The organism is Desulfitibacter sp. BRH_c19, assembly GCA_001515945.1.
Classification (GTDB): domain Bacteria; phylum Bacillota; class DSM-16504; order Desulfitibacterales; family Desulfitibacteraceae; genus Desulfitibacter.
This window is the reverse complement of the sequence record LOER01000036.1, coordinates 138,159-155,004: the sequence shown is the minus strand read 5'-3', so window position 1 is coordinate 155,004 and position 16,846 is coordinate 138,159. Positions and strand designations below refer to the sequence as shown.

At 36.2% G+C, this 16,846-nt stretch carries 17 protein-coding genes; 4 read left to right on the top strand and 13 right to left on the bottom strand.

Annotated elements, in window-relative coordinates; all coding sequences use genetic code 11:
• Window position 1 precedes the first annotated feature (1 nt).
• From APF76_01010 to APF76_01000, 3 genes are read left to right on the top strand one after another with little or no spacing between them, the layout of a single operon-like run.
• On the top strand, window positions 2-1,474 hold the full coding sequence (locus APF76_01010; GenBank protein KUO49852.1) for an NADH-ubiquinone oxidoreductase: 1,473 nt from the start codon (window positions 2-4) through the stop codon (window positions 1,472-1,474).
• Window positions 1,475-1,479: 5 nt separating this feature from the next.
• Window positions 1,480-3,063, top strand: a complete 1,584-nt coding sequence (locus tag APF76_01005) for an NADH dehydrogenase (GenBank protein KUO49851.1) — start codon at window positions 1,480-1,482, stop codon at window positions 3,061-3,063.
• 13 nt (window positions 3,064-3,076) lie between these two features.
• Window positions 3,077-3,874, top strand: coding sequence for a hydrogenase (locus APF76_01000; GenBank protein ID KUO49850.1), 798 nt, complete (start codon window positions 3,077-3,079; stop codon window positions 3,872-3,874).
• A 33-nt stretch (window positions 3,875-3,907) separates the two neighbouring features.
• On the opposite strand, the gene APF76_00995 is transcribed toward APF76_01000, so the two are convergent.
• The 11 genes from APF76_00995 to APF76_00945 form a co-directional block, all read right to left on the bottom strand.
• Window positions 3,908-5,725, bottom strand: a complete 1,818-nt coding sequence (locus tag APF76_00995; GenBank protein ID KUO49849.1) for a hypothetical protein — start codon at window positions 5,723-5,725, stop codon at window positions 3,908-3,910.
• Between the two features lie 3 nt (window positions 5,726-5,728).
• Complete coding sequence (locus APF76_00990) at window positions 5,729-6,421, bottom strand: hypothetical protein (GenBank protein ID KUO49848.1); 693 nt, start codon at window positions 6,419-6,421, stop codon at window positions 5,729-5,731.
• Window positions 6,422-6,529: 108 nt separating this feature from the next.
• Window positions 6,530-7,186, bottom strand: a complete 657-nt coding sequence (locus APF76_00985; protein ID KUO49847.1) for a PhoU family transcriptional regulator — start codon at window positions 7,184-7,186, stop codon at window positions 6,530-6,532.
• Window positions 7,187-7,281: 95 nt separating this feature from the next.
• Entirely contained in the window at window positions 7,282-8,034 is a 753-nt protein-coding gene (gene pstB / locus APF76_00980; GenBank protein ID KUO49888.1) for a phosphate ABC transporter ATP-binding protein, read from the bottom strand.
• 68 nt (window positions 8,035-8,102) lie between these two features.
• Complete coding sequence (gene pstB, locus APF76_00975; protein KUO49887.1) at window positions 8,103-8,807, bottom strand: phosphate ABC transporter ATP-binding protein; 705 nt, start codon at window positions 8,805-8,807, stop codon at window positions 8,103-8,105.
• Between the two features lie 74 nt (window positions 8,808-8,881).
• A complete protein-coding gene (locus APF76_00970; GenBank protein ID KUO49846.1) occupies window positions 8,882-9,724 on the bottom strand; it encodes a phosphate ABC transporter permease in 843 nt (280 codons plus the stop codon).
• On the bottom strand, window positions 9,721-10,626 hold the full coding sequence (locus APF76_00965; GenBank protein ID KUO49845.1) for a phosphate ABC transporter permease: 906 nt from the start codon (window positions 10,624-10,626) through the stop codon (window positions 9,721-9,723). Before APF76_00965 ends, APF76_00970 begins: the two co-directional genes overlap by 4 nt.
• Before the next feature lie 207 nt (window positions 10,627-10,833).
• Window positions 10,834-11,706 carry a phosphate-binding protein gene (locus APF76_00960; GenBank protein KUO49844.1) on the bottom strand — a complete coding sequence of 291 codons (873 nt, stop codon included), beginning with the start codon at window positions 11,704-11,706 and terminating at the stop codon, window positions 10,834-10,836.
• A 207-nt stretch (window positions 11,707-11,913) separates the two neighbouring features.
• The gene (locus APF76_00955; protein ID KUO49843.1) at window positions 11,914-13,815 is read right to left on the bottom strand and encodes a hypothetical protein; all 1,902 of its coding nucleotides are present in this window, start codon (window positions 13,813-13,815) and stop codon (window positions 11,914-11,916) included.
• A gap of 321 nt (window positions 13,816-14,136) precedes the next feature.
• Window positions 14,137-14,334 carry a hypothetical protein gene (locus tag APF76_00950; GenBank protein ID KUO49842.1) on the bottom strand — a complete coding sequence of 66 codons (198 nt, stop codon included), beginning with the start codon at window positions 14,332-14,334 and terminating at the stop codon, window positions 14,137-14,139.
• An 18-nt stretch (window positions 14,335-14,352) separates the two neighbouring features.
• Window positions 14,353-14,538, bottom strand: a complete 186-nt coding sequence (locus APF76_00945; GenBank protein ID KUO49841.1) for a hypothetical protein — start codon at window positions 14,536-14,538, stop codon at window positions 14,353-14,355.
• Between the two features lie 236 nt (window positions 14,539-14,774).
• Between APF76_00945 and APF76_00940 the strand changes: the two genes are divergently transcribed.
• Window positions 14,775-14,990: a hypothetical protein gene (locus APF76_00940; GenBank protein ID KUO49840.1), complete on the top strand. Its 216-nt coding sequence runs from the start codon at window positions 14,775-14,777 to the stop codon at window positions 14,988-14,990.
• Window positions 14,991-15,040: 50 nt separating this feature from the next.
• On the opposite strand, the gene APF76_00935 is transcribed toward APF76_00940, so the two are convergent.
• The gene (locus APF76_00935) at window positions 15,041-15,433 is read right to left on the bottom strand and encodes a trimethylamine methyltransferase (protein KUO49886.1); all 393 of its coding nucleotides are present in this window, start codon (window positions 15,431-15,433) and stop codon (window positions 15,041-15,043) included.
• A 99-nt stretch (window positions 15,434-15,532) separates the two neighbouring features.
• Window positions 15,533-16,486: a trimethylamine methyltransferase gene (locus tag APF76_00930; protein ID KUO49885.1), complete on the bottom strand. Its 954-nt coding sequence runs from the start codon at window positions 16,484-16,486 to the stop codon at window positions 15,533-15,535.
• Between the last annotated feature and the right edge of the window lie 360 nt (window positions 16,487-16,846).

Genomic DNA, 16,846 nt, shown 5'->3' with positions numbered 1-16,846 from the left:
TATGGGATTTATTCTGCTGGCTTTACCAGTTATTACAGTTATTCTATTTATGCTTTTTAGGGGAAGACGCTTGCTACACGGATTAAGCATAGCATCTTCAACTATTTTGCTGATTGTATCAGTATTCTTAACCAAAAGTGTAATTCTATACGATACAGTTGAATATTCCGCCTTTTGGGGGTTCTATTACGTTGATGCTTTAAGCATTATTGTGCTTGATATAGTAATAGTTTTAGGTTTCATCGTGAGTATCTATTCAATTGGTTATCTGAATGAGGAATTAAAACATGGAAAGATAGACACCGCAAGATTAAGACTTTACTATATTTTGATGTATTCTTTCATGTTTACCATGGTCCTTGCTTTGACGGTGAAAAATATGGGTATCATGTGGATTGCAATCGAAGCAACTACTTTGGCTTCAGCATTCCTGGTAGGGTTTTATAATAATAAGCAGTCTTTAGAAGCAGCATGGAAGTATATAATCATCTGTTCTGTAGGAATTGCCTTTGCCCTTTTGGGTATTATTTTCTTACATCTATCTTCCCTAAATGTATTACAAGATTCACAACTACTTGACTGGACAGCATTGTTTGATCATGCAACACTCCTAGAAAGTTCCATATTAAGACTAGCCTTTATGTTTATTCTTATAGGATTTGGAACCAAGGCAGGGCTTTCTCCAATGCATACATGGCTTCCCGGTGCACACAGCCAAGCTCCCGCACCAATTAGTGCACTCTTGTCAGGTGTTTTATTAAATAGTGCCATGTATGGAATTATCAGGACTGTGGCTATAGTAAATAAAAATCTAGGAAGCAGCATTTTTACCGGAAGACTTTTAATAGCCTTGGGATTATTATCTGTAGCACTTGCTGCCATAGTCATCCTTACCCAAAAAGAATATAAAACTCTGCTGGCATACTCCAGCATTGAACATATGGGGATTATCGCATTTGCAATAGGCATCTTTACTCCTGGATCAATATTTGCAGCGTTATTCCATATGATCAACCATTCATTTACAAAATCAATGCTTTTTCTTTGTTCAGGGAGTATTATGCAAAAATATCATTCGGGAAAGATTTCGAAAATCAAAGGCGTCCTCAAGATACTTCCTGTTACAGGTACCGCCTTTATGCTAGGTTTGTTTGCTATAGCAGGGACTCCTCCTTTTAGTGTTTTTGCCAGTAAGTTCAACATCATACTATCAGCTTTTGAAAATGATACTCCCATTTTAGGGGTGCTTCTGGTAACTCTTCTATCAATTGTTTTTATGGGAATTGTACTGAATCTATTTAGGATGTTTTACGGTGACCGAGGTACACAGGATTTAAAACCTGGAGAGTTCAATATTCCTGGTACTGCCGCTATAGTTTTACTTCTTCTCGTGATATCTATTTCCGGGATATATATTCCAAATGAATTAGGTGATCTGATTATTAAGGCTCAAACAATTATACTTGGGGGGTAACGTAGATGAAATGTAAGGCATTGAACAAGAAACTATCAGAAATATTCTCTGATGATATATACAATAGTATTATCGCTAACTCAAATGAACTTTATCTAGATGTTAATGCTAATAAAATAGAAGATATCTGCATTTTTATCAACAGGGAATTATTATTTCCCCTTGTATCCCTTTTTGCAAACGATGAGAGAAGCCTTTCAGGAAAGTATGCGGTTTATTATACTTTTGCCGCAAGGGACAATGGTCTATTACTGGTTATTAAAGCCACAGTTGACCCAGAGGTGCAGACCTTTCAGTCAATTAGTGATAAAGTCCATGCAGCGGCTCTATATGAAAGGGAAATTAATGATATGTTTGGGTTAATTCCATTAGGACATCCCGATCCAAAAAGACTTGTATTTCACAGTAACTGGCCGGATGAAAACTTTCCATTGCGGAAGGATTTCGATTTGAAATGCAAACCAACCTTTGTAAAAAAAGTTATACCTTTTACGAAGATAACAGGTGATGGAATTTTTGAGATTCCGGTAGGACCTGTCCATGCGGGAATTATTGAACCAGGCCATTTTAGGTTTAGTGTGGCAGGAGAGCCCATCATAAATCTGGAAGCACAGCTATATTTTGTTCACAAGGGAATCGAAAAAATGTGTGAAGGATCAAGTATTGAACGGTGCCTATTCGTGTCGGAACGCATATCTGGAGATGAAACTTTCTCAAACTCACTAGCATACTGCCAAGCAATAGAAAAAATCGCCGGAGTCTTAATCCCAGAACGGGCACAATACACAAGGGTTATCTTTGCTGAGCTTGAGAGGCTTACCAGCCATCTTGGAGATCTTGCTGGAATATGTCTAGATACAGCGTATGGATTTGCAGCCTTCCAGTTTAGAATGCTACGAGGATGGGCGTATATAATTGCTGATGAGCTTTGTGGAATGAGGTTTTTAAGAAGTGTTAACACACTTGGAGGAGTAAGAAAAGATTTTGTGGCAGGGAAGGAAAAAAGGATACTTGAACATTTAACAAAGATAAAAAAGGAACTTGATGATACTGTCAAGATTATAAAATCAAAGAGTATGTTTATTGACAGGGTGGAGAATACAGGAGTTCTTCACCATAATATCGCTGTTGATTTAAATGCTGTTGGTCCAGGTGGACGTTCAGCAGGTGTACGTTATGATGTGAGAAAATCATTTCCATATGAGGCATATGCAAAGCTTGAGTTCACAGTACCTGAGCATAATAATGGAGATGTCAACTGTAGAATGAATCTCAAGATAGAAGAAAGTTTTGAATCAATAGGTTTGATCATTAAAGCTATGGAAGCGATGCCCGAAGGAAAAATTCTGGAACCTGTTAAGGAAGTTCAACCCTTTCAGTTTGCTTTCGGGATGACAGAGTCTCCTAGAGGAGAAAATATTCACTGGGTCATGACTGGAAAAAACAATAGCCTATTCAGGTACAAAGTAAGAACGCCTTCTTTCTGCAACTGGCCAGCGGTATGCCATGCAGTAAAGGGCAATACGGTACCAGACTTTCCTTTAATCAATAAGAGTTTTAACCTTTCATATGCAGGAAATGACTTATAAAGGTGGGTAAAATATGTTTAATATGCTGAAAAAAATAATTAAGTATCCTAGGCTTACTGTGGAATACCCTAATAAGACTATAGATTCAAGTCTTTTTGTAGGAAAACCTGAAATAGATAAGTCAAAATGCATACTCTGCGGTGAGTGTGTTTCAAGATGCCCTTCCTCTGCCATTATCATGGACAAAGGTAATAAGGATATTGGAATAAACATTGATGAGTGTTTGTTTTGTTCATTATGCGAAGACATATGCCCGACAGGTGCAGCACAGATGAGCCATGAGTTTGAACTTGCGGAAAAGATTAGGAATGCCCTGAGAAAAACACCTGCAGTTATTGAGGAAAGGGAATTACCTGATGAATCTTATGAGGTAATATGTGAAAGAGTTAAAAAGAAAATTGCCCAAGTTTATCAAAGAAGCCTTCAAATTAGAGAAGTTGATGCAGGTTCATGTAATGGTTGTGATTATGAAATTAATGCATTAAACAATCCATTTAATGATTTGGAAAGATTAGGGATTCATTTTGTTGCATCTCCAAGACATGCGGATATGCTGCTGGTAACAGGTACCGCCACAAGAAACATGGAGCTTGCCCTGGTTAAAACGTATAATGCAGCACCTGATGCCAAATTTGTTGTAGCTGTTGGAGCATGTGCCTGTAGTGGTGGGATTTTTAAGGATAATTATGCCACAAGAAATGGCATTGATTGTATCGTACCTGTGGATGTCTATATTCCCGGTTGCCCTCCCAGACCACAGTCAATCATGTACGGTATATTAAAAGCTTTAGATAAACAGGATAAACTATAAGTTGCCAAAAAATATATTAAAAATGCCCCAGCTTTACGTTGGGCATTTTAGTGGCAACGAGAACCAGAAGGTGCTTCCTTTACCTGGTGTGCTTTTCACCCCGATTTTTCCATTGTGAGCTTCAACAAGATGCTTTGCTATGGCTAATCCCAAGCCTGTACCACCCAAGACCCTTGATCTTGCCTTATCTACCCGGTAAAACCTTTCAAATACCCTAGGCTGGTCCTCCTTTGGAATACCTACCCCAGTATCCCAAACATGTATTTTAACTTCCTTTTGAGTAGGTACTACCTTTACTCCTATCTTCCCCTTCTCTTTCCCAGAAGCTTGATTACTAGTATACTTGATTGCATTGTCCAGTAGATTTAATAATATTCTAGTCAATGCATCTTCATTGGCCTCAACCATTGGCATTTCCTTAGGAATTTCAAGCACAACCTCTAAGTCTTCCTCAATAATTTTAGGATTTATACTGGACAAAGTATTTTCAATCGTTCTTAATATATCAATAGGTTCTTTTACAAGTACTCCTTTTTGGGCCTCTGCTTTAGAAAGGTCAAGCAATCCATCTGTAACTCTAATTAACCTATCAGCCTCAGAGTCAATAATTTTAATGAATTTCTCTCTGATAACTGGATCTTCCATGGCGCCATTTAATAAGGTTTCTGCAAAGCCTTTAATAGATGTTAGGGGTGTACGTAACTCATGAGAAGCATTTCCCACAAACTCAGTCTTCATCTGAGCTAGATTCTGCAATTCTGTGATATCATGTATGACAACAATTAATGCGGTCAGTTTATTATTAGTCACTACAGGAATTAAATCAGCTTCTAATATTCTGTCATATGGATGGGAAATGTTTAATTCACATTTTAAGCGTTGTTGACTAGCTAAGGCTTCTTCTATTTTAGAATTCAACTCATAATTTCTAAAGACCCGAAAACTTTGTTTCTCCTTAAGATTTTTAAGATTTATGTTTAAGAGTCTGATTGCTGCTGGGTTTACCATTTCAATTTTTCCCCGGGAATTCAGCACTAAGACCCCACTTGACATGTTATTTAAAATAGCCTCTAACTTTGCTTTACTTGTTTCTAGTTCCCCTATTTTTTCTTGAAGAGTATCTGTCATGTAGTTTAGAGAGTTAGCTAAATCTCCAACTTCGTCATCAGTTCTAGGAAAAGCTCGCTTACTCCAGTTTCCCTTTGCAATGTCCTTAGCAGTGACATTTAATTCCTCAATTGGTTTTGTAATAGAACTTGCAAGCCTCACACTAATTAAGATAGCAATGACTGTAATGAATAAGATACTAAGGTTAATTGTATTTCTCATTCTGGCCAGGGCCTCATGGATGCTACTTAAGGGCAATGCTAACCTTATTACCCCAAACAGCTGCCCGTCTTCCTCTACGGGTAATGCCAAATAGAGCATCTGTGACTCCACAGTAGTACTATATCGCTCGTAGGTAGCTGCATCTCTTCTATCAATAGCCTCCATTACTTCCGGTCTGGTTCTATGATTTTCCATGACTGCTGCTGCTTCATGAGAATCGGCCAAAACTTCACCATCTAAGGCAATAATCGTAATTCTTGTCTCAATATCTTTTGCAATTTCTTTTATTAATCGATCAAGTTGATGGTGATTTCCTTTCCACTTTTGTGAAAAGGATTTCTCTTGCGTTAAGAAACCCTTTACAATCATAGTCTCTGTGAGGAGATGCTCCTCAATATTTTCCATAAAATATCTTTCCATAGGATATTTCAAACTAGTACCAAGCAAGATGAAAGAAAAAGTTATCAGAATAATGTAGGTAAGCAGCAATCGACCCTTAATACTTCTAATTAGTCTCCTCATATTTTATTGCTCCTGAAACTTATAACCCACACCCCTGACTGTCTTAACGAACCTTGGGTTAGATGGGTCTTGTTCGATTTTTTGTCGTAAGTGTCTAATATGAACATCAATTGTTTTGGTATCTCCACAATAATCGTAGTTCCAGAGACTTTGAAGCAGATTTTCTCTACTAAATACCTTTCCAGGATTTGCAGAAAGCAGTATTAGGAGATCAAATTCTTTTGCGGTCAAATCTACCTCTTTATCTCCATTGAACACTTGGTGTCGAACTGCATCTATTTTTAGTTTTCCACTTTTGAGCATTCCTTCATTAGGTGGTGTGGAGCTTTTTTCTGATAGCCTTCTATATACAGCCTTTACCCTTGCAGTAAGTTCTCTAGGACTAAAAGGTTTAGTTATATAGTCATCTGCCCCCATCTCTAAACCTAATACTGTGTCTATCTCCTCTTTTTTAGCTGTTAACATTATTACTGGAACCTTGGTTTCTTTGCGTAGAATACTCAAAAGCTCAAATCCGTCAATCTCAGGTAACATCACATCTAATATTATTAAATCGGGCTTTTCGCCCCTGACCTTTTCCAAAGCTTCCGTTCCATTTACGGCAGTTATGGTATTAAAACCAACCTCTTGAAGATTGTAGGAAACCAAGTCTAGAATGTTTTGCTCGTCATCAATTATTAGGATTTTACCTTTCATGATTCTAACCTCCTACCATTTGTACATAGTATCCCAATAGATCTTCTTTAAAAATACCATACTTTTATGAAAATTTATAGCATGTGCTTTTTTTGAAAGTAGTTTACCTTAGGGATTTAAGTCTTTTCTTTCCCCTGTTACTAAAAATATTACACTTTCACAGATGTTTGTAGCATAATCTGCTATTCTTTCCAAGTATCTGCTAATAAATAATAGATGTGTGGCTTGGGTAATAGTTTTTGGATTCTCCATCATTATAATCAATAATTCCCTAAAAATCTGGTTATGCAGATTATCTACCTGATCATCGTCTAAAGATATTTCCTCTGCCAATACAATATCTTGGCTAACATAACTGTCCAAGGCTTTCTTAACCATTTTTTTTGAGAGCTCAGCCATTCTTGGAATGTCTATAAGAGGTTTGATAAGTGGCTCCTTACCAATTCTTTTTACAATTTTGGCAATATCACAGGACAAATCAGCCATTCTTTCTAAGTCCTTTATAACATTAAAGGTAATACCAATCATTCTTAAATCCTTACCCATTGGCTGTTGAGTTGCAATTAACTTCATACATCTATCCTCAATTTCTAAGTCAAATTTGTTAACAATATTATCTTTTTGTAAAACAACTTCTGCAAGGTCCAAATCTTGTTTTGCAAGTGATTTTATTGAGTCTGTAATCATGTCCTCCACTAAACTACCCATCTTTAGTATCTCTTTTTGAAGTTCTTCAAGAGACTGCTGGAAATTCGCTCTTATCACTCTACTTCACACTCCCCTACCTGGTTTTTTTAAGAACTTAGTACATTAAAGCTTTTATTCTGACTCCTGGCTTCTAAAATTCTGCCCTCTAGCTTTTAGCTAAACCTTCCAGTAATATAATCTTCTGTTTTTTGTTCCTTTGGTCTCGTAAAAATCATTTCTGTATCACCTGTCTCAATAATTTCGCCATTCAAAAAGAAGACTGTCCTATCAGATACACGAGCAGCCTGGTGCATATTGTGGGTAACTATAACTATTTGGTACTTATCCTTTAACTCATGCAGCAATTCTTCTATTTTGAGAGTCGCTATTGGATCTAAAGCTGACGTTGGTTCATCCATTAGTAGTACTTCGGGTTCCATAGCTAAAGCTCTAGCAATGCATAATCTTTGCTGCTGTCCCCCAGATAAACCTAAGCCTGGAGCATGTAATCTATCTTTTACTTCTTCCCACAGAGCAGCCTGCTTTAAGCTACGTTCTACTATATTATAGAGCTCCTCTTTTGACTTTACGCCCTGCATTTTGGGAGCAAATGCTACATTTTCAAAAACAGATTTAGGAAATGGGTTTGGTTTTTGAAAAACCATGCCTACTTCAGTACGTAGATTAATCAAATTTATTTCATCAGATAAAATGCTTTTACCATCAATATAAACGCTTCCAGTAATTTTTACATCAGGAATTAAATCTATCATTCTATTTAGCACCTTTATAAAGGTGGATTTTCCACAACCTGATGGTCCAATAATAGCAGTTACATTTTTCCTAATAATATTCAAATTAACATCCTTTAAGGCATGGTTATTACCATACCATAGATTTAAATCTTCAATAGTACAAATTGGCATGCTTTCCAAACTATTCACCTCACTTAATAACTATCATACTTAAAAATAAATTTAATTTCGTTAACAAATTAACCAAATCTACCTGTAATATAATCCTCTGTTTTTTTATGCTCGGGGTTGGTGAATATGATTTCAGTAGCTCCAGTTTCTATTACCTCACCATTTAGGAAAAAGGAAGTATTATCAGAAACACGAGCAGCTTGTTCCATATTATGAGTTACAATTACAATTGTATAATCTTCCTTCAAGTTCGTAACCAATTCTTCTATTTTCAAAGTAGCTATTGGATCCAACGCAGATGTTGGTTCATCCATGAGAACTATGCCCGGCTCTACTGCTAATACACGAGCAATACAAAGTCTCTGTTGCTGACCTCCAGAAAGACTTAATGCCGAATCCTTCAATCTATCCTTTACTTCATCCCATAAAACGGCTTTCTTCAAGCTTTTTTCGGCAATTTCATTTAGCTTCTTCTTATCCTTAACTCCATGGCATTTTGGTCCATATACAACGTTTTCATAAATACTCATGGGGAAAGGATTTGGTTTTTGAAAAACCATGCCGATTTGCTTTCGCAGCTCAACAACATCTATATCCTTTTCATAGATATTATGATTATCAATCAAGACATTTCCTTCAATGGTAACACGGGGAATTAGATCATTCATTCTGTTTAAAGTTCTCAAAAAGGTGGATTTTCCGCATCCTGATGGACCAATTAAAGCAGATATCTGGTTGCTAGGCAGCTGAATGGATATATTTTTTAATGCCATTAAGCTGCCGTAATACAGATTTAAATTTTGTACCTGAATTTTGCTTTGACCATTTTTCACTTATATCCCTCCACCTATGACATTTTTCTTATAAATTTCTTTAATAAGAATCTTGATGTAGCGTTTATGATTATGATTAAAAATATCAAGACTGCACCTGTCCCAAATGCAATATCCATGGCACCTGTTTCCATGGCTACCATATATAAATGAAGTGATAATGTACGACTACCATCAAATATGGAACTAGGGATAAGCAAACTACCACCTAAGGTTAGTAAAAATGCAGCAGTCTCACCTATAACTCTACCAATTGATAAAATTAAACCTGTTAAAATACCCGGGAATGCAGTTGGCAGTATAACTCTCTTTATAGTTTGCCACCTAGTAGTGCCTAAAGCTAAGCTGCCCTCTCTTAAAATACTAGGAACTGCTTTTAGGGCTTCTTCTGAAGAACGAACTATAGTAGGCAATATCATTGTCACACCTGTTAAAGCACCAGAGATAATTGACCAACCCCCTGTAATCGGTTTTAATAGAATTACGAAAAATGCAAAACCAAACAGCCCAAAGATTATTGAAGGAATACCAGCCAATGCTTCAGTAGCAAATCGGATAGTATTTGTTATAGGACCTTCCTTTGTATATTCATTAAGGTAAATAGCAGCCCCTACACCAATTGGGGTAGCAACAATCATTGTAATAAATACTAGGTAAATAGTACCTATTATAGCGGGAAAAATTCCCCCTTCAGAACCCATTTTTTTAGGTTTATCTAATAAAAACTCTATACTAATCATACCCAATCCTTTGCTTAATACATAGAACACTATTAAGCCAAGTATCAATACCGTCAACATTGCTGCAAAGCTTAGAACTCCATAAGCTACTGCTTGCTGTTTCTCAACTTTTGTCATCCTCTATTAAACCCCCTTTTAGCAATAAGAGTTGTTAACACATTTAAAACCATAATAAACAAAAATAAAACAATTCCTGTTGCAAAGAGAGCTTGTTGATGCTCAGGACCAGCATATCCCATTTCTAAAGCTATATTTCCTGTTAATGTTCTTACTGGGGCAAATAGACCCTTCCAGCTTATTTCAGGTATTAGTGCTGTATTTCCTGCAATCATAATAACTGCCATAGTCTCACCAAGAGCCCTACCTGTCCCTAGTATGACAGAGGTCGCAATTCCCGATTTAGCAGCAGGAAGAATAACATTGTAAATAGTTTGCCATTTTGATGCCCCTAAGGCTAATGCACCCTCCTTATACTCCTTAGGAACAGATCTTATAGCATCTTCTGAAATATTAATAACGGTAGGTAAAATCATTATCGCAAGAATAATACCTGCACCTAATATTGAATATCCCGTTTGGTAACTTGCTGGTAAATGCTCACCCAAAGGGCCCCTAGATATGTCAGCAAGAATGCTCCTTATAATAACCATTCCAAATAGACCATAAATAACAGAAGGTATACCAGCTAATAATTCTACAGCAGGTCTTACTATCTTAGAAATCTGCTGTGGAGATATTTCTGCTAAAAATATAGCCACAGAAATTCCCATTGGAGCTCCAATAAAAATTGCAAAAATGGTTACAAAAATGGTCCCGATTATCATTGGTAAAATACCATATACTTGATTTGTCGGGTTCCAATTTTGCCCAAATATTACCTCTGAAATACCATAGGTAATGAAAATAGGCATTCCTTCCTTAAATACAAAAAATGCAATTAGGATTACACTTAATACTGCGGTAAAAGCAGCCAAAAACAAAAAAACCTTTACAATTTTTTCTCTTGAAGTATGATTCATTATTTAACACACCCCTTGTGCATCGCAACTTAAACACATTACAAGCTAATTGTATTTATCCCTAATTAACCTGAAGTTAGTATCAGGTTAAGATTAGGTTAACTTATATACATGTTGAATAGTTTGTTAATTAAAAAAGTAAAGAATGAACTTTCGTATCCATTCCTTACTCATCTATGGTAAGTATTTAATAAGTCTTTTTGTCTTCTAGTTTACAGGTACAAAACCGTTTTCCCCAACTATTGCTTGACCGTCAGCACTTAGAATAAAATCTACAAAAGCTTGTGCTATGTCACTCAATTGGGTACCGTTCTTAACTACATAGTTAAATGGACGTGCAACAGGGTATTTATCTGACTTAATATTGTCTATTGTTGCTTCTACTCCATCAACCATTAGTGGTTTAACACTATCATTAATTCCACCAAGTGACACATATCCTATTGCGTTTACATCATTGGAAACAGCTTCTCTAACAGCTCCCGTTGAGTTCTGGATTATAGCAGTATTAACGAAATCATTTTTGTCACCAACAACTATTTCATGAAATGCACCACGAGTGCCGGAACCCTCTTCCCTATTTACAACGACTATGTTAGCATCGGCTCCACCGACTTCACTCCAATTAGTTATTTCTCCTCTAAAAATTTTCTGGATTTCTTCGAAAGAAAGGTCATTTACTGGATTCTCAGGTGTAACTACTACTGCAATACCATCTATTGCAATGACAATTCCTGAAACACTAGACTCTTCATCTTTTAATTTTCTAGAAGCTGCTCCAATGTCTGCTGCTCCTGATTCGGCTGCCCTTACACCAGCACTTGATCCTCCACCAGATACTTCAATTCTTACATCTGAATTAAGATCCATAAATACACTTGCTAATTCTTCAGATATAGGTTGTACAGAAGTTGACCCTGCAATTGTAATTGTTCCACTTAGTCTTGCTTCTTCTAGAGTATCATTTTCATTTTTTGTTCCAGAATCTTGATTGCTCTGTCCACACCCCATGGCAAATAGTCCCGCCATTAAAACTACAGCTAAAAGTAAAATTATCTTTCTTGATGTAACAGTTGCCATTAAATTTTGCCCTCCATTTTTTAGAACAAATTTTTTAATAATTTACATGCTAATAATACCTTCTTTAAGTAAAGGTCAAGTTAACCTAAACTAACTTTTTGCAAAGGTTAGGTTAAAATAAGGTTAAGAAGTAGCAATTCAACCAAAAAAAATAACACCCCCCTGGGTGCTACTTGAATAATAAGTTTGTACTACACATTCTTTCTATTATTTATTTAGCTCGAATTCTTCAATTAAAATAGACAGTTCAGTCCATCTCTCAAGGGCTTGTTCTAGTTCTTTTTCAATTAACTGCTGCTCCGTATATAGCTTTTGAACTTGTTCGGCATCACTTCCTACCCGTACCATTTCCCCCTGAATTTCTGCTTGTCGTTCTTCTAAACCAGCAATTCTATCTTCAATTTCATCCCATTCAAGCTTTTCCTTATACGACAGCTTCCTTGGACGCTCTTTTTTTTGTTCAGAGTTTTGAATTTCACTCTTTTTGTTCACAGCACTTTCCTGTTCTTTCTCTTTTTTCCTCATCTCTAGATAATCACTATAATCACCCTGAAAAGTGCTAATTACTCCATCCCCTTCTAAAGTAATTAGTTGGTCTACTACACGATCCAAAAAGTATCGATCATGGGACACTGTTATTACCACACCTGGAAACTCTTCTAGATAATCTTCTAGAATTGTTAATGTTTTAGTATCTAGATCATTGGTAGGTTCATCGAGTAATAGCACATTTGGTTCTTCCATTAGTGTACTTAACAAGTATAAACGACGTCTCTCTCCTCCAGATAATCTATCAATATATACCCGTTGCATATTGCGAGGAAACAGGAACCTTTCTAGCATTTGTTCCGCCGTTATCATTTTACCGTTTACCGCTCTAATTACTTCAGCTGTTTCTCTAATATACTCAATAACCCGTAAGTCTGGATTCATGTCCAGATAATCCTGGGCGTAATAGCCAATTTTCACAGTTTCCCCTATTTCGAGAACGCCAGAATCAGGATCAATTTGTCCTGCTATTATGTTTAATAAAGTAGTCTTTCCACTTCCGTTAGGTCCTATAATACCAATTCTCTCATTGGGACTGATAAGATAGGAAAAGTCTTCTATAAGTTTGTTTTGTCCATAACATTTAGTTATACCTTTAAGTTCCAACACTCTTTTCCCCAAACGACTTGATCCTATGGCAATGTCTAACTTATCATTAGATATTTCTATTTCATTGTCTTGGATTTCATGTACCCGTTTGATTCGTGCTTTTTGCTTTGTTGTTCTTGCTTTGGCACCACGTCGTAACCACTCTAACTCTCTACGCAGAATATTTTGCCGTTTTGTTTCTGAAGCTATTGCCTGTTCTTCTCTTAAAGCCTTTTTCTCTAAAAAGACCTCATAATTGCCGTCATAAGTATAAAGTTTTCCTTTATCTAGTTCAAAAATACGGTTAGTCACTCTATTTAAAAAGTAACGATCATGGGTTACTACCAAGAGAGCCCCTTTATATTGCTTCAAGTATCCCTCTAACCACTCAATTATTTCATTATCCAAATGGTTAGTTGGCTCATCTAGTATTAATAAATCAGCTGGTTGGATTAGCGCTTTTGCAATAGCCACCCTTTTCCTTTGTCCTCCAGACAACTCTTTCACAGGCTGAGAAAAATTCTTTACTCCTAAACGAGTTAACACCGTTTTTGCAATAGTACTCGGATTCCATGCGCCTATCTCATCCATTTTCTCTTGAATAGCATATAGACGTTTCTGCTTAATGCTATTTTCCGGTTCACTTTCTAGTTCACTTAAGGCTTTTTCATAATCCCTAAGCACTTGCATTAAAATTGAATCTCCATAGTAGATTTGTTCAAGTACTGTTAATTCCTCATCCAATACTGGGTATTGGGACAAGTATTCAATATGAAATTGATTGGCGTGGAGTATTTTTCCTTCTTCAGCTGTTTCTATACCTGCAATTGTTCTTAATAATGTGGATTTTCCTGTACCATTAACTCCAATTAATCCAATGCGTTGTTTTTCTGAAATACTAAAAGAAATATGATCAAACAAGGTTTTTTCACCATATGTTTTTAAGAGATTTTCAACAGAAAGTATACTCATGATTTATTCCTTCCTTACTCCCTAGGGCTTAATTCTTCGTTTTTCTAATTCTATAGTAAATATGGAAAGAGAACCTTTATTAAAAAGTTCTCTTTTTGAGTCAGGTTTTGCGACTATATCTATTCTTCTGTAAAATTTACACAGTAACTTGATTATACTCCTGGGAAAAAGATTTTACAATGACCTAATGAGATATATCCTCTGAAGATTATAATTTCTAAGGGCAATACAAAAGAGAGGCTTTATAAACAGGATGCCTCTCTTAAAGAATTTCTTTAATAGTATATCTATTGCTATATTCTCTTAATAGATTGTGCTAGTTTAGTTAACTGCTTTAGTTGCAAAATCACATTCATGGATACACATTTCAAGATGATGGGCTGATTCTTTTAAGGTAGATTTTAATTCGGTCTGGTTAGCTTTTTGTGTAATGTTTTGAATCTCCTTAACTACGCCCTTGCAGTCTTGAATACATTCTTGAAGCTGTTGCATTTGTTGTTGCGGATTCATATTTGACATAGTGCTACCCCTTTCATTTTAAGATTTTGCTAGTGTCTTTGCATCAAAACAACCATGAATACAGAGTTCTATATGACGTTCAGCCTCTGTCAAAGCATATCTTGACCTATGATCAACCATATCTCCCGCAATACTTCTAATTCTTTGTGAGGTCCGTGTACACTTGTCAATACAGTTCTGAATATCTACATCACTAACTGTCAAATTATTCACCACCTTTTCTAAAGATTAATATGCCTAATCTAGAATCAAAGAAGCCATATTATATAAGCTAAACTTAGGGTGCCCAATAAGTAATTTCTTAATTAAAATAGATATAGTCATTATTTTCCTTTTAATGTCAGATGCATAGCCTATTAGAGTCTTTACCAGAGGATAAACAGCTTACTTTTTGCAAACAATAAAATAAACACAGGATTCTAAAGGATGGAGGTGCTAAAGTGTCATTAAAAGCCGAGCTTCAAGTGGAAGGAAAAAGTAATGATGAATATAAAGCTGTCATCGAAAAAAAGTTGAATGGTATTGACGGTGTTAATAATTATAATATAGATCAAAAATCCAAAAAAGTAAAAGTGACTTATGATGATACTAAAATTAACTTAGTTGACATCAAGGGTACAATTATGGAAGAAGGCTTTTCAGTTATAGAAATATAGAAAACCATCCCAATTAGGATGGTTTCTTTTTTTGCCACTATCAGCAAGTATTATTTTTTTACTCCCCATTCCTTTTCGGCTTCTTCTATCATTTCTCTTAATGTCTTAGCCGTGCTTTCAGGAAGTGGTGTTGGCTTATGATTTTCTAAAATGTATCTGGCTTCTTCAGTAGCTCTAGTAGCAAGATCTTTACCACCATTTGCCTGCCAAGCTTGTCTAGTATTTCTATCAAAAATTTTGCTCTGAGATTGAACTGTTTTCATGTGTGCCAATGTATGCTCTTGCATTAAGAAGTGTCCTTCGGATCCTACCGAACGGATAACATCCATAGCGAGAGTTTCTTCATTAACAGGTATACCATTTAGAACCTGTCTTACCATTTTGGCCATTTCATTATCGGTCACTAATTGGCCAAAGTCTAAAGTCATTCCCAAGTCAATCATGCCTAAGCCATATATCATATTAGCACCTGCTAATGCGGCTAACAGCATTGACATGGTTTTTTCATGTCCGGCCTGTTGATCACCTAATTTACTGTCAGTCTATGTCCCTGCAACAAAACTAGGTAAGTTATAATATTGAGCCATTTTACTAACTGCTGCACTAATCATCCCTAACTCAGGGCATCCAATAGTAGCAGAGGCTAATCTTAAATCCATAATTGTTGTGGAACTTCCATACATATTAGGTGTACCCTTATTTGTCAACTGTGCCAATACAATTCCGCTAAGAACTTCAGCATTATGAGTTACTAAAGTTCCTGCCAGAGTTACCGGAGATGTTCCCCCTGCCATGGCCATAGAAAGCACAGTCAATGGAACACCATTTTTTGCATAGGTAATAATGGGTTCACATGTTTCTGGATCAATACTTAATGGACTTGACGGACATACAGTAGCTGAGGTTATGGGCCGCTTCCTTAACTCTTCCTTACCCCCTACTACAGTTGTAGCCATATCTATCAGCTTTTGTGCTTCTGCGGTACTATGCGGTGATTGTGTTGAGTGTTTAGTTGAGTTAGAAACCATAGCCTCATAACACTCAAGATTTGCAGTTTTGGGATCCACATCCCTAGCTTCTACAGCAACATCCAACAAATCATACTGGCCTAAATAATCCACTAGAATAGAAACATTAACTTTATCCTGCTTAGTAGATTTTCTCAAATCTCCTGTATAAGGGTCTATTACATTAACTCCTTTACTGAAGTTACAGAAGTTTACTCTTGATCCATCTAAGACTATATCATTTTTAGCATCTCTACCAGCAAGCAAAATCGTTGATGGTGCAGATTTTATACAATCCTCCACAACATGAGATGGTATGTACACCTTTTTATTCTTCTTATCGACTGTACATCCACCGCCATCATAGATATCCAAAGCAAGAGCACTATTAATCTTTACCCCTTCATACCATAGTATTTCTAACGTTGCATTATGTATCATATCTAACGCATCATCAGATAACACATTTAATCCAAACCCAGCTAACATACTATTTCCAGCATAGATATTTCTTCGACTCAAAATGGTCCCTCCTTATTAGTTTAAGCTTACAAATAGCTCATTTTTGGGCATTTAACGCTTGTGCCTACAGAAAACCTCGTGTTTATTGGTTTTATTGTTTGCTCTTTTAATTCTTGCAAAAATTAAGCCAAATTTTAAATTACCACTAAACACATTTTTCTCCTTAAAGTCTGGTCTTCTTACAATATCAGGTTCCCTAGGTGCCTGTTATTTGGCATTTACAGCTTATTTTTCGGCATTGTGTATTTATTAAACATTATATATCTCTTCATCTTCCACAAATTATACTGCCAACCTTTTATGGGGTCAACCATTGAAGAAGTTTAT